19 protein-coding genes and 3 pseudogenes are annotated in these 18,803 nt (G+C 61.4%); 14 read left to right on the top strand and 8 right to left on the bottom strand.

Annotated elements, in window-relative coordinates:
• Window positions 1-42: 42 nt before the first annotated feature.
• A complete protein-coding gene (locus GGQ64_RS23965) occupies window positions 43-300 on the bottom strand; it encodes a hypothetical protein (protein ID WP_183807857.1) in 258 nt (85 codons plus the stop codon).
• 366 nt (window positions 301-666) lie between these two features.
• Here GGQ64_RS23965 and GGQ64_RS28355 point away from each other — a divergent pair.
• A pseudogene (locus GGQ64_RS28355) lies at window positions 667-864 on the top strand (hypothetical protein); the annotation flags it as partial.
• Window positions 859-1,047 (top strand): annotated as a pseudogene (locus GGQ64_RS23960) (hypothetical protein); the annotation flags it as partial. The pseudogenes GGQ64_RS28355 and GGQ64_RS23960, both read left to right, overlap by 6 nt.
• 78 nt (window positions 1,048-1,125) lie before the next feature.
• On the opposite strand, the gene GGQ64_RS23955 reads toward GGQ64_RS23960, so the two are convergent.
• Window positions 1,126-1,617 carry a YciE/YciF ferroxidase family protein gene (locus tag GGQ64_RS23955; protein WP_183807856.1) on the bottom strand — a complete coding sequence of 164 codons (492 nt, stop codon included), beginning with the start codon at window positions 1,615-1,617 and terminating at the stop codon, window positions 1,126-1,128.
• A gap of 151 nt (window positions 1,618-1,768) precedes the next feature.
• Here GGQ64_RS23955 and GGQ64_RS23950 point away from each other — a divergent pair, with 151 nt between their 5' ends.
• Complete coding sequence (locus GGQ64_RS23950) at window positions 1,769-2,356, top strand: cysteine hydrolase family protein (RefSeq protein ID WP_183807912.1); 588 nt, start codon at window positions 1,769-1,771, stop codon at window positions 2,354-2,356.
• Between the two features lie 45 nt (window positions 2,357-2,401).
• Here GGQ64_RS23950 and GGQ64_RS23945 read toward each other — a convergent pair whose 3' ends face one another.
• The 3 genes from GGQ64_RS23945 to GGQ64_RS23935 form a co-directional block, all read right to left on the bottom strand.
• A complete protein-coding gene (locus tag GGQ64_RS23945) occupies window positions 2,402-2,839 on the bottom strand; it encodes a GFA family protein (RefSeq protein WP_183807855.1) in 438 nt (145 codons plus the stop codon).
• A gap of 273 nt (window positions 2,840-3,112) precedes the next feature.
• Window positions 3,113-3,358, bottom strand: coding sequence for a DUF982 domain-containing protein (locus GGQ64_RS28350; RefSeq protein ID WP_183807854.1), 246 nt, complete (start codon window positions 3,356-3,358; stop codon window positions 3,113-3,115).
• Window positions 3,359-3,484: 126 nt separating this feature from the next.
• Window positions 3,485-4,072, bottom strand: a complete 588-nt coding sequence (locus GGQ64_RS23935; protein ID WP_183807853.1) for an SAM-dependent methyltransferase — start codon at window positions 4,070-4,072, stop codon at window positions 3,485-3,487.
• A 370-nt stretch (window positions 4,073-4,442) separates the two neighbouring features.
• Between GGQ64_RS23935 and GGQ64_RS23930 the strand changes: the two are divergent.
• From GGQ64_RS23930 to GGQ64_RS23905, 6 genes and pseudogenes are all read left to right on the top strand, one after another.
• Window positions 4,443-5,196: pseudogene (locus GGQ64_RS23930) on the top strand (ArdC family protein).
• Complete coding sequence (locus GGQ64_RS23925) at window positions 5,111-6,658, top strand: thiamine pyrophosphate-binding protein (RefSeq protein ID WP_425488537.1); 1,548 nt, start codon at window positions 5,111-5,113, stop codon at window positions 6,656-6,658. The pseudogene GGQ64_RS23930 and the gene GGQ64_RS23925 overlap by 86 nt, the downstream one beginning before the upstream one ends.
• A gap of 1 nt (window position 6,659) precedes the next feature.
• Complete coding sequence (locus GGQ64_RS23920) at window positions 6,660-8,090, top strand: aldehyde dehydrogenase family protein (RefSeq protein ID WP_183807851.1); 1,431 nt, start codon at window positions 6,660-6,662, stop codon at window positions 8,088-8,090.
• Between the two features lie 83 nt (window positions 8,091-8,173).
• Entirely contained in the window at window positions 8,174-9,160 is a 987-nt protein-coding gene (locus GGQ64_RS23915; protein WP_183807850.1) for a tripartite tricarboxylate transporter substrate binding protein, read from the top strand.
• Window positions 9,161-9,212: 52 nt separating this feature from the next.
• Window positions 9,213-9,737, top strand: coding sequence for a tripartite tricarboxylate transporter TctB family protein (locus tag GGQ64_RS23910; protein WP_183807849.1), 525 nt, complete (start codon window positions 9,213-9,215; stop codon window positions 9,735-9,737).
• A gap of 10 nt (window positions 9,738-9,747) precedes the next feature.
• Complete coding sequence (locus GGQ64_RS23905) at window positions 9,748-11,265, top strand: tripartite tricarboxylate transporter permease (protein WP_183807848.1); 1,518 nt, start codon at window positions 9,748-9,750, stop codon at window positions 11,263-11,265.
• Here the strand turns inward: GGQ64_RS23905 and GGQ64_RS23900 are convergent.
• Window positions 11,256-11,924, bottom strand: coding sequence for a GntR family transcriptional regulator (locus GGQ64_RS23900; RefSeq protein WP_183807847.1), 669 nt, complete (start codon window positions 11,922-11,924; stop codon window positions 11,256-11,258). The genes GGQ64_RS23905 and GGQ64_RS23900 overlap by 10 nt on opposite strands.
• A 97-nt stretch (window positions 11,925-12,021) precedes the next feature.
• Between GGQ64_RS23900 and GGQ64_RS23895 the strand changes: the two genes are divergently transcribed.
• The gene (locus GGQ64_RS23895; protein WP_183807846.1) at window positions 12,022-13,080 is read left to right on the top strand and encodes an isocitrate/isopropylmalate dehydrogenase family protein; all 1,059 of its coding nucleotides are present in this window, start codon (window positions 12,022-12,024) and stop codon (window positions 13,078-13,080) included.
• 317 nt (window positions 13,081-13,397) lie between these two features.
• Here GGQ64_RS23895 and GGQ64_RS23890 read toward each other — a convergent pair whose 3' ends face one another.
• The gene (locus tag GGQ64_RS23890) at window positions 13,398-14,351 is read right to left on the bottom strand and encodes a LysR family transcriptional regulator (protein ID WP_183807845.1); all 954 of its coding nucleotides are present in this window, start codon (window positions 14,349-14,351) and stop codon (window positions 13,398-13,400) included.
• A gap of 48 nt (window positions 14,352-14,399) precedes the next feature.
• On the opposite strand from GGQ64_RS23890, the gene GGQ64_RS23885 reads away from it, so the two are divergent.
• Together GGQ64_RS23885 and GGQ64_RS23880 are read left to right on the top strand one after the other, a co-directional pair.
• Window positions 14,400-14,720: a nuclear transport factor 2 family protein gene (locus GGQ64_RS23885; protein WP_183807844.1), complete on the top strand. Its 321-nt coding sequence runs from the start codon at window positions 14,400-14,402 to the stop codon at window positions 14,718-14,720.
• Window positions 14,720-15,499, top strand: a complete 780-nt coding sequence (locus GGQ64_RS23880) for an SDR family oxidoreductase (RefSeq protein ID WP_183807843.1) — start codon at window positions 14,720-14,722, stop codon at window positions 15,497-15,499. Before GGQ64_RS23885 ends, GGQ64_RS23880 begins: the two co-directional genes overlap by 1 nt.
• A gap of 21 nt (window positions 15,500-15,520) precedes the next feature.
• Here the strand turns inward: GGQ64_RS23880 and GGQ64_RS23875 are convergent, their stop codons facing one another.
• Entirely contained in the window at window positions 15,521-15,988 is a 468-nt protein-coding gene (locus GGQ64_RS23875; RefSeq protein ID WP_183807842.1) for a MarR family winged helix-turn-helix transcriptional regulator, read from the bottom strand.
• Between the two features lie 143 nt (window positions 15,989-16,131).
• Here GGQ64_RS23875 and GGQ64_RS23870 point away from each other — a divergent pair, with 143 nt between their 5' ends.
• Both GGQ64_RS23870 and GGQ64_RS23865 read left to right on the top strand, forming a co-directional pair.
• Window positions 16,132-16,923 (top strand): alpha/beta fold hydrolase, encoded by a 792-nt coding sequence (locus GGQ64_RS23870; RefSeq protein WP_183807841.1) that lies wholly within the window; start codon window positions 16,132-16,134, stop codon window positions 16,921-16,923.
• 197 nt (window positions 16,924-17,120) lie between these two features.
• Window positions 17,121-18,752 carry a GMC family oxidoreductase N-terminal domain-containing protein gene (locus GGQ64_RS23865; RefSeq protein WP_183807840.1) on the top strand — a complete coding sequence of 544 codons (1,632 nt, stop codon included), beginning with the start codon at window positions 17,121-17,123 and terminating at the stop codon, window positions 18,750-18,752.
• Window positions 18,753-18,803: the final 51 nt, after the last annotated feature.

Below are 18,803 nucleotides of genomic sequence, written 5' to 3'. Positions count from 1 at the left end.
CTGTGAGCGGACGGCGCTGGTAGGGTGTAGCGCGGAGGGCCGCTAGGCTGTTCGTCCAGCCCACGCACGCCCTTTGAACGGCGGCAGAATTGCCGCCTTGATAGCGATCGGATCGCGCTGCCCTTGAGCGTAGAGCCGGATTATCGTGTTTCCCAGCGCTTCAGCTTGTTCGCTGTCGATGGAGAAGGCACATTCGCTCAGGCAGTCGTCGAAGATCTGCTGAAGCCTGTTCAGATCGTCGGGACTGAACGATCGTGCGAATGGAAACACCGGATCGCCGGCGGCGTCGTAGTAGGACATGTATTCCTCCCGAGATGGGGCGGAAGTTGCCATCTCCCTGTCGTTCCTGCCAAGCATGCGGAAGCGATGGCGCCAGTGTGTGGCACATGTGCCGGTCACGTCTATTAAATTTGACGTATTGAGGTCACGTGAAGCGAGGCGCCGCACCCGTGATAAGCGAGGCAACATGCTCGACGTGGGTGCGGGCACATATCCACCTATCAATGGGAGCGTGCCTTACAAGCAACGGGCCATCGCACCCCGACTTACCCGGGTTGACCGCCTATCGTCAAAGCAGTCGCGGCGGTGACGCCCATCTTCGCAACGAAGCTGAGGCAGGAACTTATGTGTTCCTGACCAGTTCATTCTCCAGCAAGGAGAACGATCATGGGTATGGACAAACCGAAAGACGGCGCACCAGGCACAGCCGATCAATCACCGCGGTGGGAAGGGCCCGAGGTCAATCGGCCCCGCGGTTACTTGCAAGCAAAGGATAACCCCGATGTCGACCGGGATGCTGTCGGCGAAAGCAATCAGGACCCGGAACGCAACCGACCGTCGGACGCGCTCAAGACGCGCGAAGATGCGAAGGGCCAGTATGCAAAATCCCAGGCAGATCGCAAAAGCACGGGCGTTGCTAGTGCAAAGCCGACGGTCGTAACCGGTTCGGAAGATGCGACGGCTCACCGCACTCCTCCCGGTCAAAAGGGACCGGAGAAAGACTGGGATGTGAACTTTGATGAGACCGAGCCCGATCGGTCCAAGTAAGGGGTCTAAGCGCGCTTTGTTCGCTGCTCCGGCAGATACGGGGAACGGCCGCTTTTGGCGGCCGTTCCCATGATATACTCAGGCGGCTTTTGCGTTGGCCGCGGTCTGGGCAAGCATTGTGAGTTTTTTGTCCGTCGCCTCTTCCTCCGCCAGAGACTGCTTGAGGAGCGGCACGGCCTTTTTGAAGCCGAGCTGGTTGGCCCACGCGATTAACGTGCCGTAGCGTGCGATTTCGTAGTGTTCGACTGCCTGAGCAGAGGAGATGAGCCCGGCGTCAAGGGCAGGGGATCCCTTGTAGTCTTCCATGATTTCCTGGCCCTCGGCAATGATCCCCTGGATTGCCTCGCAGGTCTTTCCGCGGGCCGGCTTACCAAGCAATTCAAAGATCTCCTCAAGGCGCTCGACTTGCGCCTGTGTCTCGTCACGATGCAGCAGAAAGCCGGCCTTGCCTTCTTCGGATTGTGCGGCACGCGCCATCTTGGGCAAGGCTTTCAAGATCTGCTTTTCAGCGTAGTAGATGTCCTTGAGAGTGTCGACGAACAGGTCGTCCAGTGTTTTCTGTGTGGGCATGGCTTCCTCCTGGGACGGAATTGTTGCCGCGGAGAAACCCTCGTCCTGCGCAGTTTGTTCCGTGTCGATGTGTTTGGAACCCTATTGGGCAATTTGCAGTTTCTGCGAGGACAGGCCGTTGGCCTATCTTGGGAGCCAGATGGCAATGCAGATGCACCGCGAGAGCTGGATCCACCTCTGCATAGACATGCAGCGGATGTTCGCCGAAGACACGCCCTGGCAGATAGCCTGGATGCCAAAGGTGATCGATGCGGTCCTCGAGGTGACGACGCGCTTTCCGGAACGGACCATCTTCACCCGTTTCATACCGCCGTCATCAACTGACGAACTGCCCGGCATGTGGCGCGACTACTACGAGAAATGGCCCATGATGACGAGAACCCGCATCGATCCGGGGTTGGTCGATCTTGTCGCCGAACTTAAGCGCTACGTCCCACCGGCGCGCATCTTCGAAAAACGCACATATTCGCCCTGGACCAACGGCCGGCTGCACAGCGTTTTGTCACATCAAGGCGTGGGAACACTGGTGCTGACAGGCGGAGAGACCGATGTCTGCGTGCTGGCTGCGGCCCTCGGCGCAATCGATCTTGGATACAAAGTGATTTTGCTGAAGGATGCCGTCTGCAGCACGGGGGACCGGACGCACGATGCGACTTTGGAACTTCTGGAGAACCGGTTCTCTGTCCAGACGGAGGTAATGTTATGCGAGCAGTGGCTCTCTTCCGCACAAGGATGCTAGTGGTCTCCACGGCATGTCATGCACTCGGGATGGTTGTTGCACCTTCTATTCTCGTTCGCGCGGCGTTCCGAGTGACGGATCTCGCGCACGCGTATAGGTTTCGATCCTCGGCAGGCCATCGTTCATGACGATGTAGGGAAGACGCAGTTCCCAATAGCCATGGGCTTCGGGAGCAAACCGTTCCGGCGCGTGCATGAAGCCTACGCAGATGTACACTTCGTTCGGAAGGCCTTCGTCGACGTAGCCGATCGAGGTTCCACACGTCCCGCAAAATGACCTCACGATGCCGCGGGTCTTCGAGAAGGTGGCTGGCTCACCACGCCTAAAGTTCACTTGCGCGGCCTGATACCCAATCCAGATTGTTAATGGGCTGCCGATTGCCCGGCGACAGTCGTCATCGTGATCAAAGCATATCCAAAAGGGGTCGCCTTCGAACGTCGCTTCAATAGCGCCGCAGAAACAATGTCCGTGCTCTAGTCTCATGGATCACCTCGGGGACAGAGGGGGCTGAACGCACGTCCCGGCTGTTGGTTCATAAACCTGGATTGCCTATCAAGGCCCTGCTAGCCTCTTCTTGGGCAGGGAGGCGTTCGGGGTTTGGTCTGAGCAACCTTCTTCTGCATGTCTCCTTCCGGCGCTCTGCTGCGTGGGGCGCCGGCTTGGCCCACAAATTCGAGGCGATACTTCACAATCGCGCCGCTGGCTGCGGCCCGTCTCTCGATTTACAGAGCGTACCGATTGCGGCTCTTTCAACGCCTACCGAACCTGGATGCCCGCCTCCTTGGCGGCAAAGATGAAGGCTTCGCGCGCATCCCTTCGCGCCACTCCTCCTTCGAGGACGGCGCGACATATGCGCATAGCTTCGGAGTATGCTACGCCTCCCTCAGATGGCCAGTGATTCAAGCACTCGATAGCATCGCGAGTACTTCTGACCCGGCGGAATCGACCAGGCCCATCGAGTTCCACTTCCACATACTTCGTCCAATATCTAGGGTCGTTCATCTTTCATTCCTCCATCGGTGGAGAAACATCTAGAAAATCGAATAGTTCCGGAGCAGGCCGCGCCGGTGGCGTGCTGCGTAAGTGCTTCAGAAAGTTTTTGGGCAGCCGCAGGATCTAGCAGGACCGTCAACTGTTGCGATAGAAGGCGACCAAGTGGTGGTCGATGTCTTCGAAGCGGTTGTAACACGAGAGCCACGTGTGGCGGGCGAATACATCTCTTTGAGCGGGGGATTCCATCACGAAGGCCATGCGAAGAGGTCTGTCCCGTCTATCGGCGCGAGCTTTTTGCAGAACGCTGTCTAGCAGCGGTGCTTCGAAGGGGTTGAAGAAGTAAAGGACGGAAGAATCAGAATAGTCGAAGTCTTCTGCTGGTTTGCAGCAGATCTGAACAGGCGATTTCCTCCCTCGCATCCTTTCCGAGTTCCGTTTCGCTTCACTCGCCAGGGTCGTCGAATACTCGACACCAATAACTTGGGAGAGGCGATGCGTTGCGGCAAGACAGACGACACGCCCCTTGCCGCAGCCCACGTCAACAAACCTATCTTCATGGGACAGATCCAGACTGTCCAATAGTGACCGAATGCAGCGATAGCTGATCGTTGCATAGTATACATGTCCGACCGATTCCGCAGGCGCGGTCCCCGCTGTCCCGATGTTCAGCCACAAATCGTTGGCGCGGCCTTTCAGACTGCGTGCCAGGCTACTCAGAAACATTGTCGCTGTCCTTCGTTTCGAGGAAGTACGACTTACGCAACGTGATCACCGTGAAGCGATCATGTCATGGTTTCTGCGCGCTCATAATTACGACATTGGGTGAAATCTGCCGCCTTAAAGGAGGCTTTCGCCACGTTGGATTGTGAGCGGAATATAAGCCGCAAGCAGAGGTTAGAGCCTAAGGTTTCGTTGGAATTTTCAGTCCAACACCAGTTCCTCGCGATCGATTGAGGAACGATCATGCGAAATGCGATGATTATCCTTGGGCAAGCTTTATATGGCGCATGGGTTGGTGCTGTCGTCCTGATCGCGCTGGCCGGAGCCGTCATCGCCCGCAGCCGGCGCCGATCGCACCAACCTTTACGACGACATCACCAACAGGATCATCGGCGAACTGGAGGAAGGGCGCGTGCCAGGGGCCAGCCCTGGGGAACGGCTGCAGCCAAGGCGCCGCTCGCCATGCCCAAGAACGCCGCCACGGCGCGCGGCTATTCCGGCATCAGCTGCTGATCCTTTGGGGCGCATTGATCCAGCATGGTTTCCCAGCCAGAGCTGGCTGACGTTTCGCCAGGCCCTTTCGCTCGGCGGCAATGTGATGAAGGGCGAACGCGGCACCACTGTCGTCTATGCCGACCGCTTCATTCCCGACGACGAGAAGAAGCGCGTCCGCGAGACCGGCGAGGAGACCCAGGCGATCCCGTTCCTCAAACGGTTCACCGTGTTCAATGCTGCGCAATGTGAGGGCCTGCCCGAGGATGTCGCTGTCGAGGCACTGCCGCCCCCCACCCGGCCTGATCGAGCCGAGGGTCGAGGCGCTGATCAAGGCCGCCGGCCTCGACTTCCGCATCGGCGGCAACCGCGCCTATTACGTTCCGGCCCACGACTATGCATTTCACCACATTGACATGTCGTATACATTTGCGTACATCCGTCTTCATTGGAGTGGTTGGCGTCTGGAGGCGGGCGGCCATAGGGAGGCTTTTGATGAATTGTGCCGAGGTAATGGTCCGCTATCTAGCGGCGGCTGGGACAAGATACGTGTTCGGCTATCCAGGCGATCCGAGCGTGCCGTTTCTGGAGGCCTGCCGTCAGGAGGGCATGGAATTCGTGCTCGGGACGCGTGAGGGCACATCTGGCCTGATGGCCCAGGCCTACGGCCAGATCACCGGCATGCCCGGGGTTGCGCTGTCGACGCTCGGTCCGGGCTCGTCAAATCTCGTCAATGCCGTCGCCAACGCCTGGTGTGATCGCGTGCCGATGGTCGCCATCTCGGGCCAGATCGAGAGCAAGCGCGAGCCGTACTTCACCCATCAGGTGATCGACCACAACAAGGTCTTCGGGCCGATCAGCAAATACACGGCAAGCATCATGCCGGCGACGGTTTCGACGATCATGCGCAAGGCCCTGCGCACGGCGATGGCCGATCGGCCCGGCCCCGTCCACATCTCGACGCCCGGCGACTTCATCGGCGCTGCGGCCGTCGATGCCGACATCGAGCTGCCGCCGCTCAAGGCGCTGGCGCATGGCCTGCAAGTCTATGGCGACGTCGCCGATCCGGTTGCGCGCATCGCCGCTGCGCGCCGCCCGGTCATCCTCGCCGGCGTATCCGCCGTCTGGGGCAATGCCGGCGCGGCCATCACCCGCCTTGCCGAGACCCTCGGCTGCCCAATCGTCGTCGCGCCGATGTCGAAGGGCATCGTCGACGAGACCCATCCGTATTTCGCCGGCACGCTCGACATGGCCTGCAACGCCTTCGTCTGGGATTTCCTGAAGTCCTCCGACCTCCTTCTGAACATCGGCTTCGATGCCGTCGAACTGATCAAGCCGTGGACCGTCTCGACGCCGACCGTGCACATCGATTCCGTGCCGAACACCGATCAGATCTACAAGTCCGAGATCGAGATAGTCGGTGGCATCGCGCCGGTGGTCGAGGCGATCGCCGGTGCCCTGAAGGTCGAGGGGCCACGCTGGAGCGAGACTGAAGTCGAACGCCACCGTGCGGCGCTGCGCGAGCTCTACCTGGCCGGTCGCGTGCCGGGAAAGCTCAACCCGACAGATGTCGTCGAGATCGCGCTGGCGACCAGTACGCCGGACACGATCGCCACCTCCGATGTGGGCTCGCACAAGCTGCTCGTCGGCCAGGGCTGGGTCAGCCGTCAACCGAAGACGATGCTGACAAGCAACGGCCTGTCCTCGATGGGATATTCGCTGCCGGCGGCAATGGTCGCCAAGATGCTCATGCCGGAGCGCAACGTGGTCTGCTTCACCGGTGACGGCGGCCTAGCGATGGTGCAGGCCGAACTGCGTACCGCCTCGCACTTGAAACTCGGCCTGACCGTCGTCGTCTTCTGCGACAACAGCCTGAACCGCATCGAACTGAAACAGCATGCACGCCAGTTCCCGAGCTTTGGCACGACCATCCCGGAGACCGACGTGGTTATGCTGGCGAAATCGATGGCCTGCGATGCGGTGCGGGTCGATACGGCCGCCGAACTCGAAAAGGTCATGCAACGCGGTCCCGCATCGAGCACGCCCCTGGTCATCGCCGCCCATATCGATCCCTCCCAGTACCTGGCGCAGTTCTAAGATGCAGTATCCGGACCACATCCACACCGAGCTTTTCTTCAAGGGCGGTTGGCGCACGTCGGTACGCACCGAGGCCGTTCTCGACAAATACACGCTCGAGCCGGCCGGCACCGTCTCGATTGCCGGCAAGGAGGAGATCGGCGTTGCCGTGGCGGCCGCGCTCGCGGCCCACCGAGCCGGTGCGCCGTCGCCGGCGGAGCGGGCCCAGATCCTCGAACGCGCGATCCCGCTTGTTGCCGAGCGGCGCGAGGATTTCCGCACCCTCATGGCGATCGAGGCGGGCTTTCCGTGCAGCGACGCCGACGGCGAAATCGACCGCTGCCAGGAGACGCTGCGGCTTTCGGCCATGGCAGCTCGCGAACTTGCCGGCGAAATGGTGCCGATGTCCGGCTCTCCGCAGGGGCAGGGCCGCATCGGCTTCACGCATCGCGTTCCGGTCGGCCCGGTTCTCGCTATCACCCCCTTTAATTCGCCGCTGAACACGGTCACACATAAGGTGGCGCCGGCCTTTGCGGCGGGCAATCCGGTCGTGCTGAAGCCGTCGCTGCACACGCCGGCGACGGCGGCCCTGCTGATCGAGATCCTCGCCGAGGCTGGGGTGCCGGAGGGCTTTCTCGCCATTTTGCATGGCGGCGTCGAAACGGCAGAACTGCTGATCGCCGAGGAAGCCATCCGCTACATCGCCTTTACCGGCAGCACGGCCGCCGGCCGCGCCATCCAGGGCAGGGCCGGGCTCAGGCGTACCCAGATGGAGCTTGGTTCGATCGCTTCGACGGTGCTCTGCGCCGACGCGGACCTCAACGCGGCCGTGCCGAAGGTCGTTTCGGCCAGCTTTCGCAAGGCCGGTCAGGTCTGCAGCTCCATCCAACTCCTGCACGTCCACAGCAGCATCCTGGACACGGTGCTGGAGCGTCTCATCGCTGGCGCAAAGGCCATGGTTGTCGGTGATCCCCGGGACGCCGCGACCGTGGTCGGCCCGCTGGTCAGCCTTGCCGCTGCAGAGCGTGTCGAACGCTGGGTGCAGGAGGCCGAGGGTGCTGGCGCGCGTCTGCTGACACCGCTCGAGAGGAGCGGTGCCTGCCTGCGCCCCATCGTGCTGACGGGCGTCGCGGCGGACATGCGGGTCACTTGCGAGGAGATTTTCGGACCGGTCGTCAGCGTTCTGCCGTTCGATGATTTCGAGGAGGTGATCGCGCGCGCGAATGCCTCGCCCTTCGGGCTGGCCGCCGGCGTCTTCACCAACAGGCTCGACATCGTCCGCCGGGCGATCGATGGGCTGGACGTCGGGGGCCTGCATTTCAACGAGACGAGTTCCAGTCGCATCGACCTCATGCCCTATGGCGGTGTGAAGCAGAGCGGTTTTGGCCAGGAGGGGCCGAAATTCGCGGTGCGGGAGATGACTGAGGAACGTCTGGTCACGATGCGGCTCTAGCCGCGGGAGATGAATGCTGGGTCCGGTGGGACCCGTCATGCGCGTGCTGCAGCGCCTGCTCGCAGCGAGGAGGAGGAGTGTTAATGAACACATTTGCAATCAAGGGCCTGATCGGGGCGGTAGTCGCAGCCGGCATGATGGTATCGGCGGCGCTCGCGCAGGATGTCTATCCGGGTGAACGCAAGACGGTGAAGATCATGGTCGGCTTCGGCGCCGGCGGCGGAACCGACATTGCGGGCCGGCTTCTGGCCGATGCGCTCGAAAAGAAGCTGGGCGGCAATTTCATCGTCGAGAACTACCCGGGCGGCGGCGGCCTTCAGGCCCTGACGCGTGTCGTGCCGGCAAGCCCGGATGGCTACACGCTGGCCTTCGTGCCGATCCCGGCATCAAACATGCTCTATCTCGATCCCGATCGCGGCGGCAATTTCACCCCCGACGACCTGACCATCATCGCCATGCATGACTACGGCACGGTCGCTCTCGCCGTGGCCAAGAACAGCCCATACAAGACGCTCGGCGATCTCGTCAGCGACGCCAAGTCGAACACCGCTATCACCGCGGCCAGCAACGGCGCGCTGGCCATCGGCCATCTCGGCCTCATGCTGGTCAACGAGGCGGCCGGCATCAACGTCAACTGGACGGCCATCAGCGAGCCGGGCATGCTGATGAGTTCGCTGCTCGGCGGCCATATCCAGGTCGTCAGCGATACGTTCTCGGAACTGCATCCGGCGGCGCAGAACGGCGACATTCGCTTCCTGGCCGTGCTGGCCGATGCCCCCAGCCCGGAGATCGAGGGCATCCCGACGGCTAGGGAGCAGGGCGTGGACGTCGCCCTGTCGACGAGCCGGGTGCTGGTCGGCCCTGCCGGCCTGCCGGCGGAGGTCGTCTCCATGCTGGAGGCTGCGATCGAGGAAATCACCTCCGATCCGGAATACCGCAAGGTCGCCTCAGAACGCGCTGTGCAGATCCGCTACATGAACTCGGCCGATGCGACGGCGCTGTGGAAGGGCCTCGACGAGGCCTTCCGCCCGCAGGTGGAAAAGTTCCGCGAGCTGTCCGCCCCGAAGTGATCGACACGGCCGGCGGACGGACCTCCGCCGGCCCCACCCGATAGGAAGTGCCATGTCCAAGGAATGGGTCGGTTGCATCGCCTGGTTTGCGGTTTCCGCGGGCGCGCTCGTCGCCAGCGCGGACCTGCAGGTGATGACACGCTTTGGGCCGGGGCCCGGTCTCTTCATCAAGGTGCTGGCCTTCACGATGCTGGGTCTGGCGGTGCTGCAGGCGATTGGGCTCCTGATGACGCACCGGCGCACCGTTCTTGCAAGGCCGACGCCGGAGCATCCCGCCGCCCTGCTGAATGCCGATGAAAGCGACGATCAATTCGTTGCAACGCGCAGCGGCATGATCCGCTTCGCCGCTCTGACGACGACGATCTTCGCCTACGGTCTTCTGCTCGAACCCGCGGGCTTTCTCGTTTCGACAGTCGTCCTCACCTTCATGTCGCTCGTCCTGCTCGGTCGTCCGTTGCGTCGAAGCATGGTCGAGGCCGTCATCGCCGTCGTCGTCGCCTGGCTGGTGTTCGGTATAATGCTCGGCGTCAACCTGCCCCGCGCCGCATTCGAGCCGCTCGCGGTCTTCGGTCTGTAGGAGGTCCACGATGGAAGGACTGTTCGGTCTGCTGCACGGGTTCGACGTCGTCTTCACCTGGCAAAACTTGCTCTTCGCCCTGATCGGCTGCCTTACGGGAATGCTGGTCGGCGTTCTTCCGGGCGTCGGCCAGAGCGCCGGAATGGCGCTGCTGATCCCGATCACCTACCATCTCGATCCCGCTGGCGCGATCATCATGCTCGCCAGCATCTTCTACGGCGCAGCCTATGGCGGGACGATCACCAGCGTCCTGATGAACGTGCCGGGCGAATCCGAATCGATCGTCACCACCTTCGAGGGCTATCCCATGGCGCGGCAGGGCCGGGCCGGCGCCGCCCTGTCGATCTCGGCGATCGGGTCCTTCGTCGGCGGAACGGTGGCAACGGTCATGCTCGCCGTCCTGGCGCTGCCGATCAGCCGTCTCGCGCTCCAGCTCGGCCCGCCGGAATATGCGACGCTAATGATCCTCGGCCTGACGCTTGCCGCGGGCCTGCTCGGCAGCTCGATCGTCAAGGGCCTGATCATGGTAGTGTTCGGCCTGATGCTGTCGCAAATCGGCACCGACCCGGCGCTTGGTGTAACCCGCCTGACCTTCGGCAATGTGAACCTGCTCGACGGTATCCCGATCCTGGCCATCATCATGGGCTTCTACGGCCTTTCCGATGTTCTGCTCAGCGTCTTCAAGCCGTTCGAGACCGGCAATGCCGCGGCACGCATCACGCGCCTTCTGCCGACAGCGAGCGACATGAAGCGCAGCATCGGTGCGATCGCACGCGGCACCGGCATCGGCATGATGCTCGGCGTCCTTCCGGGCATGGCATCAGCCGTCAGCACCTTTTTCTCATATGCCGTTGAGCGCCGTGTAACCCGTCATCCGGAGGAGTTCGGCAAGGGCGCGATCGAGGGCGTCGCCGGTCCGGAGACCGCCAACAACGCCTTCGCCAATGCCAGCTTCCTGCCGCTCATGACGCTCGGCATCCCCGGTTCGGCGGCGCTGTCGATTCTGTTCGGTGCGCTGATGATCCAGGGGGTGACGCCCGGCCCGCTAATGTTCCGCGATCACCCCGACGTCGCCTGGGGCCTCATCGCCAGCATGGTCGTGGGCAACGGCATCCTGCTCGCGCTCAGCCTGCCGCTGATCGGCATGTGGGTGGCCATCCTCCGGCTGCCCGGTAACCTGATCGGCGCCATCATCGTCGTCGTGTCGCTGATCGGTGTCTACACCGTCCAGAACAATCCCTTCGACATCCTGGCGCTCGCAACCTTCACGCTCATCGGTGCCGGGCTGAAATGGCTCAACTATCCGCTCGCGCCGGCCATTCTGGCCTTCATACTCGGCAAGCCGATCGAGAGTGCCATCGGCCAGTCTCTCAATATCGCCCAGGGCGATGCCACGGTCTTCGTCACCCGGCCGATCTCGCTGGTCTTTACCCTCGCCGCCGTTGCCGTCATCGGCATGTCGGTGCTCCGGCTCTATCGTGAGGTCCGCGAAGAGCGGGAGAGCGCAATCACGGAGCGTCACTCTTGATAGCTTCTCGAGATCAGTTCTATTCGCCAGCGGCCGGCCGAACGGATGTGTGCGCGCGCTGCCTCCTCGGCGGCATCCGCCTTGCGGCTGACGATGGCATCCAGGATCGCCTTGTGCTCGGTATAGGCCTGTTCCGGGCGTCCCTCGAGATTGAGCATCGTCGGCAGCAGGGCGGTCGTCGAGGCCATGTTCTCAAGGCTCTTCAACAGGTAGCGGTTGTGCGCCGACATCGAAATCAGCGCATGAAAGCGACGGTTGAGACGCGAGAGCATGCGCGGCTGGTCGTGGAGGCCCGGCTCCTGCTGGTTGATCTCGGCGAGCGTAGCGAGTTCGGCCTCGGTCGCATGCTGGGCGGCAAGGCGCGCCGCCGTGCCCTCCAACGCCTCGCGCATCGTGTAGAGTTCCACGACCATCTGATGGTCGGGCTGAGTGACGACGAGGCCGCGCCGCGGCTCGTGGCTGAGCAGGCCCTCGACTTCGAGGCGGTAGATCGCCTCGCGTACCGGCGTGCGCGACATTTTGAGCCGGTCGCTCAGTTCCACCTCAGTCACACGGGTGCCGGGTGTAATCTGCCCGTCTTCGATCGCTTCCTTGAGCTTGAGATAGGCCGCCCAGCCGAGATCTCGGCTTCCTTCGCGGTGAGAGGTTTCGTTTTTCATCGTTCTTTCCACCGTCCGTCGCCGTGGCCCGCCATCCCAGACGAATCCATTCTATCCGCGCGTATGCGCATGTACACTAATGTTCTTGGAGAAATCAATGAAGCTCGTCCTTCTGCCTGGAGACGGTATCGGCCCGGAAATCAGCGCGGCGACACGTAGGGTACTGGATACCGCGGCGGAGCGGTTCGGCCTGTCGCTTGTGATCGAAGAAGAATTGATGGGACATGTGAGCCTTGCCCGTCACGGCGCGACGATCACCGAGGATGTGCTGGACAAGGTGCGGGAGGCCGACGGCCTCATCCTCGGGCCGGCGGCGACCTTCGATTTCAAGGACGAGTCCCGCGGCGAGATCAACCCGTCCATGTTCTTCCGCAAGCGCCTCGATCTCTTCGCCAACATCCGTCCTTCGCGCACCTATGAAGGCGTTCCCGACAGGGTCGGCCCGTTCGACCTCGTCGTCGTGCGCGAAAACACGGAGGGCTTCTATACGGATCGCAACATGGAAAGTGGCAATGGCGAGATTCTTGTCACCGCAGACGTGGCGATCGCCATCCGCCGCATTACGCGGCTCTGCTGTGAGCGCATTGCGAAGACAGCATTCGAGCTCGCCTCGGCCCGTCGCGGCAAGGTGACCTTCGTGCACAAGGCGAATGTGCTCAAGACGACCGACGGTATGTTTCTCGACATCTGCCGCGACATGGCGAAATCATATCCGGACATTCTGACGGAGGATTTCCTCGTCGACGCCATGATGGCCCATGTCGTGCGTGCGCCGGCACGCTTCGATGTCATTGTCACGACCAACATGTATGGCGACATCCTGTCAGACCTGACGGCCGAACTTTCGGGGAGCCTTGGCCTGGGCGGCTCTATCAATGCCGGCGCCCACTATGCGATGGCACAGGCATCGCACGGCTCGGCACCGGATATAGCAGGCAAGGACATCGCCAATCCGATCTCGTTGATCTTGTCCACAGCACAACTACTCGCCTGGTATGGGCACCGGAAAAATGAGCAGGCCTACGTTGACGCCTCATCTGCAATCGAAAAAGCCGTCAGTGAGGCGGTTCGTCGGGGTGAAGCCACTCAAGACATAGGAGGAAAGCTTGGTACAGCGGCTGCCGGCGAGGCCGTATGCAGGTGGGTGGCACTGTAAAGCTAATCTCGGCCAGTTGAGTGCGACTAGACGTCCCCGCGGACAGGCGAGCGCAAGCTGAGCGATCTCGCTCCACATCTGCGTAGTGGCGGCCGGCAGCGCGTCTTTACCATCACCTCTCTCAGTTCCATAAATTGGCCTTACGCCTCTAACCGCTTTTGTTCATGGTATGTGCTGGCTACGTGCTAGAGCGATGGCGTGAGTGTATCCAAGGGAACCGGCCTTGCCAGCAAGCCGGGAAAAGTTTGCTTGGTAAGCACGGTTCGAATCCCTTCAAGAGCGAGGCGATGGCTTGAGACATCACGTCTCGGTTGATGTCACGCTGTTGTTCGCCGCGCCAGCTCCCGAGCCAGATCGAGAAACGCTCTGACGCCAGCCGAAAGATTGCGACGCCCAGGATAGTAAAGGCAAAGTCCAGGGTAGGGAGGCGTCCAGTCCGCCAGAACACGGACGAGATGGCCTGCTTCTATGTCCGGAAAAACGTCCCGTTCGAAGATGTAGCCAACACCAGTGTTTTCGAGGAGTGCGGTCCTCACAAGGCTCGCCTCGTCCAGCGTGATCGGGCCGCGCACATCGATCTGCACCTGCTCCCCATCCTTTTCGAAACGCCAGCGAAACAGCGGCCCGTCAGGCAGGCGAACGCGAATACATTTATGTTGGAGAAGGTCCGGAGGAACCATGGGCTTGCCATGTCGCTCGAAGTACGCAGGCGACCCAACCACAGCGTGGCGCTGGGGCCGGCCGAGCGAAACGGCGATCATGTCGCTGGGAACGAGGCCCGCAACCCTCACGCCCAGATCGAACCCGTCCTTGACGATATCGACCATTTTTCCTTCAGTGACGACGTCGACATTCATGTCGGGATAGCGGCGCAGGAACTCAAGCACGAGCGGTGAGATGATGGCGCGCGCCGCAAAGGGCGCCGCGTTGATCCGTATCGTTCCGGAAGGCGTCTCGCGATGCGAGCGCACCGAATCCAGAGCGGCATAGAGATCCTGGAGCGAAGGCGCTACCTGCTGCACAAAGAGCCTGCCCGCGTCCGTCAACGAGACGCTGCGCGTGGTGCGGTTGAACAATCGCACGCCGAGCCCCGCCTCAAGCCTACCTATCGTGTAGCTCAGCGCGGTCGTCGACATGCCCAGACCGATGGCCGCTGAGCGGAACGTTCCGCGTCGTGCAATAGCGATGACCGCTTCAAGTTCCTTCAGGTTAGCGTGCTCCATTGTCCCGATCCGTTCATTATCACATGCCGCATTATCCCACTTATGCATGCAATGGTCGAGGACTAACTATCGGGTCAGCAGATGAGGAGAAACACAATGGATATGCCCGGTATAGTGAACATGTACTTCGACGCCGACAGCCGCAATGACGCGGATACGCTGGCGAAAGCCTTTGCAGTCGAAGCCGTCGTGGAAGACGAAGGAGCTCGCCACCACGGCGTCTCCGCCATCCGTGAATGGTGGATAGCTGCAAAGAAGGCGGCTCAGTACGTCGCCGAACCTTTTGAAACCACGGTCGACGGAGATAGTGCGCTCGTCCATGCCAAGGTGAGCGGTCAGTTTCCCGGTAGCCCGGTGACGGTCGCCTACAGCTTCGTCATCAAGGACGACAAGATCCTGAGGCTGGAGATTCAGTGATGGCCGACTTTCTCAACCTGAGGGGCAAACGCGCCCTTATAACGGCCGGAACCAAGGGGGCTGGCGCTGCGACCGTGAGCCTGTTTCGTGAACTCGGAGCGCAGGTGCTGACGACAGCGCGGATGCGCCCAGAAGGCCTGCCGGAAGAGTTGTTCGTCGAGGCCGACCTGACCACCGAGGAAGGGTGTGCAACTGTCGCGGAAGCCACGCGTCGGCGTCTTGGCGGCGTCGATGTCATTGTCCATATGCTGGGTGGCTCGTCAGCGGCCGGGGGCGGCTTTTCGGCGCTATCGGATGACGAATGGGACAAGGAACTGTCGCTCAACCTCTTTCCGGCTGTTCGATTGGATCGGGAACTGGTTCCGGACATGGTCGCCCGAGGAAGCGGCGTTGTCGTGCATGTCACATCCATCCAGAGAGTATTGCCGCTACCGGAATCGACGACCGCATATGCTGCGGCCAAGGCAGCACTTTCCACCTACAGCAAGGCGCTGTCGAAGGAAGTCTCTCCCAAAGGTGTCCGGATCGTTCGGGTGTCGCCGGGCTGGATCGAAACGGAAGCATCGGTGCGCCTCGCCGAGCGCCTCGCGGTGCAGGCCGGGACAGACCTCGAGGGCGGCAAGAAGATCATCATGGACGGACTGGGAGGCATACCACTGGGTCGTCCGGCAAAACCGGAAGAGGTTGCTAACCTGATCGCATTCCTCGCCTCCGACCGGGCTGCTTCGATCACCGGAACCGAATACACGATCGACGGCGGTACGGTGCCTACAGCGTAGGCGCCGCCTCACCCCTGCAAGTCAGGCCGGTGCGTCCCACTCGCCGGTCTGGGAATAGATCGCGTTGCGGAGACGACGTACGTCGCGGTTCAAAGCGGCCAACTCCTGAGGCGTCTGGGTAGAGGCTGCAAGCAAGGTGTCGCTGAGACAGCCCGCCCTGTGCTGCAAGGCACGGCCCTCCTCGGTCAATGCGATCAGGACCTGCCGCTCGTTGTTCAGGTTTCGGGTCCTGCGCAGCAAGCCGGATGTCTCGAGGCGCTTCAAGAGCGGCGTCAGCGTACTGGATTCCAGGGCGAGGGCGTGGGCAATGGCGCCCACCGTCTGTCCATCTTCGTTCCATAACACGTTGAGCACGAGATACTGCGGGTAAGTCAGGCCCAATTCATCGAGAAAGGGCTTATAGGCGCGCTGGATGGCGATGCCGGCCGTGTAGATCGCATAGCACAATTGGTCGTGCAACGGCGGTGGATCGTTATGGCGTTTGGTCATTCTAAGCTCCTGTCCGCCTACATATAACAAGCGATACAGCGAAAACCAATATCGCGATAAGAATTATGTTGACGCGCAATCCAAGATCTGACAGGCTACAGATATCACGATAATAGTTATCGTAACAATTAGAGGACGCAATCATGACACGCAAGACCACGACCACCGTTGCTGCAATTGCGGCCGCAGCCTCACTGTCGGCCGTACTGCCGACGAACGCCGCCGATACCATCCCTCAAAATCAGTCGGTAAGAAATGTCGTTCTCGTTCACGGTGCATTCGCGGATGGTTCGGGTTGGAAAGGCGTCTACGACAATCTCACCAAGCGTGGCTATCGCGTGACGATCGTGCAGAATCCTTTGACGTCTCTAGCGGACGACGTTGCCGCGACTACACGTGCGCTTGAGCGGCAGGATGGTCCGGTCATTCTCGTCGGACATTCCTGGGGCGGCACGGTCATCACGGAAGCCGGCGTCGATGCGAAGGTTGCAGGCCTCGTCTACGTCTCTGCTCTGTCCCCCGATGCCGGCGAGACGACGGCGCAGCAATATGAAGGATTTGCTCCCGCATCGGAATTCGTCATCGAGACCACGAAGGATGGTTTTGGATATGTCAGCCCGGAAAAATTCAAGGCAGGGTTCGCGCATGACGTCAGCGATGCCGATGCTGCGTTCATGAGGGATGCTCAGGTCCCGATCAACATGTCGGCGTTTGGCACGAAGCTCGAAAATGCGGCCTGGCGCACCAAGCCGAGTTGGGCTGTGATCGCTACTGAGGACAAGGCGTTCGACCAGGCGATGCTGATCCACATGGCCGAACGCATCAATGCCAAGATCACGAAGGTGTCGGCAAGCCACGCCCTGTTCATGACGCAGCCGAAGGTCGTCGCGGATACCATTGACCAGGCCGCCAAGGCCGTTTCGGCGAAGAGGTAATGATGGGCGCATGTTCATCGGGGCAGCTCGTACTAGCCCGATGACGACGAGCAATGTCTGCCCAGTCAGGCGCGGTAGGGCAAAATCGGGCACCTAAAAGGCCGCTCAATCTCTGGCGGAGGCTCAATGCGTGCCTTCGCCCCAGGCATATCCACACCTTAGCAATTTTCCATCAATCCATTCACGGAGGTCATCACGTGAAGCTGAATACGCATGAAAAAAATGCATCTGGAAATTCGGCGATGCCGCAGCGCGCGGTCGGCGATGTTTTCGACTTCATCGTCTGCGGCGCCGGGTCCAGCGGCTCCGTTGTTGCGGCAAGACTGGCAGAGGATGGGAACGCGAGCGTCCTGTTGCTCGAGGCAGGCGGAGATGATGCAGCCGAGACCGTTACGAATCCTGCGCAGTGGCCGCTCAATCTCGGCTCGAGCCGGGACTGGGGTTTCGTGGGGCAACCGGCACCTGGGCTGAATGGTCGACGCCTGCCGCTCAGCATGGGCAAGGGGCTCGGCGGCGGTTCGAGCATCAATGTCATGGTGTGGGCGAGGGGGCACAAGGGAGATTGGGACCACTTTGCCGCTGAAGCCGGGGATGACGCCTGGGGCTATCAGTCGATCCTCGGCTATTATCGCAGGATCGAAGACTGGCGCGGCGCTCCGGACCCAGTTCGCCGCGGGGTGGGAGGACCGGCATACGTAGCGCAGCCGCAGTCCCCCCAGCCAGTCGCAGAGGCCTTGTTGAGTGCAGCATCCGCCATAGGCATTCCCGTCTATGATACCCCGAACGGTGACATGATGGAGAGCCCGGGAGGCGCATCGATCGCTGAACTGCGGATCCGGGACGGCAAGCGGGAATCCGTATTCGGATCCTATGTTCGTCCGCTTCTGTCGCGGCCAAACCTTACGGTGCTGACGGAAGCGATGGTCACGCGCCTCATCTTTGAAGGCAAGCGTGTGATCGGGGTGGAGGTTCGTGCCGATGGCCACAGGCGCCAATTCACAGCCCGTTGCGAGACGGTTCTATCGCTCGGAGCGATCAACACGCCGAAAGTCCTGATGCAGTCGGGCATTGGCCCCGAAGAGGAACTGCAATCGCACGGCATCCCCGTCGTGCAGCACCTTCCCGGCGTCGGCCGTAATCATCAGGATCATCTCGCATTCGGCTGCACCTGGGCCTATCGAAAACCGGAAGGCGTCGGTGGCGGCGGCTGCGAAGCAAAGCTCTACTGGAAGAGCGCGTCCCACCTCGCGCAACCCGACATCCTTCAGTGCCAGTTGGAGTTCGCAGTCCCTTCGCCGATCGAGACAGGGCTCGAAACGCCGGAACATGGCTGGACGATGTTTACCGGTCTCGCCCAGCCGAAGAGCCGCGGTCGACTGCGGCTGTCCGGTCCCAATCCAGAAGACCCCCTGCTGATCGAACCGAATTCGCTCAGTGAGCCGGAGGACATGGCCGCCGCCCTGGCTGCGGTGGAGTTATGCCGCGAACTCGGAAACAGCGATGCCTTCACGCCTTTGGTGACAGGCGAAGCGGCGCCTGGCGCGCGTGACAAATCAGGGATGATTGACTTTATCCGGCGTTCGGCCGTCACCTATTGGCATCAGTCCTGCACCGCCAAGATGGGACGCGACAGCATGTCGGTGGTTGACAATGAGCTTAAGGTCTACGGCATCGACGGTCTTCGCATCGCAGACTCCTCGATCATACCGCGTATCACGACCGGCAATACGATGGCCCCTTGCGTTGTCATCGGAGAGCGGGCGGCCGATCTGATCCGGACGAAGCATGGTCTCACGGACATGAGCGGAGGCATCGCTCGATCCATCTGAAGTGGTCTGTGAAGAGCTCGGCGGCCGGCCTATGCAGGTCGCCGAGTGTTT

Origin of the sequence: Mycoplana azooxidifex (assembly GCF_014196765.1) — a bacterium.
Taxonomy (GTDB): Bacteria; Pseudomonadota; Alphaproteobacteria; order Rhizobiales; family Rhizobiaceae; genus Mycoplana; species Mycoplana azooxidifex.
Note: the sequence above shows the minus strand (reverse complement) of the source record. Positions and strands in the feature narration are given on the sequence as shown.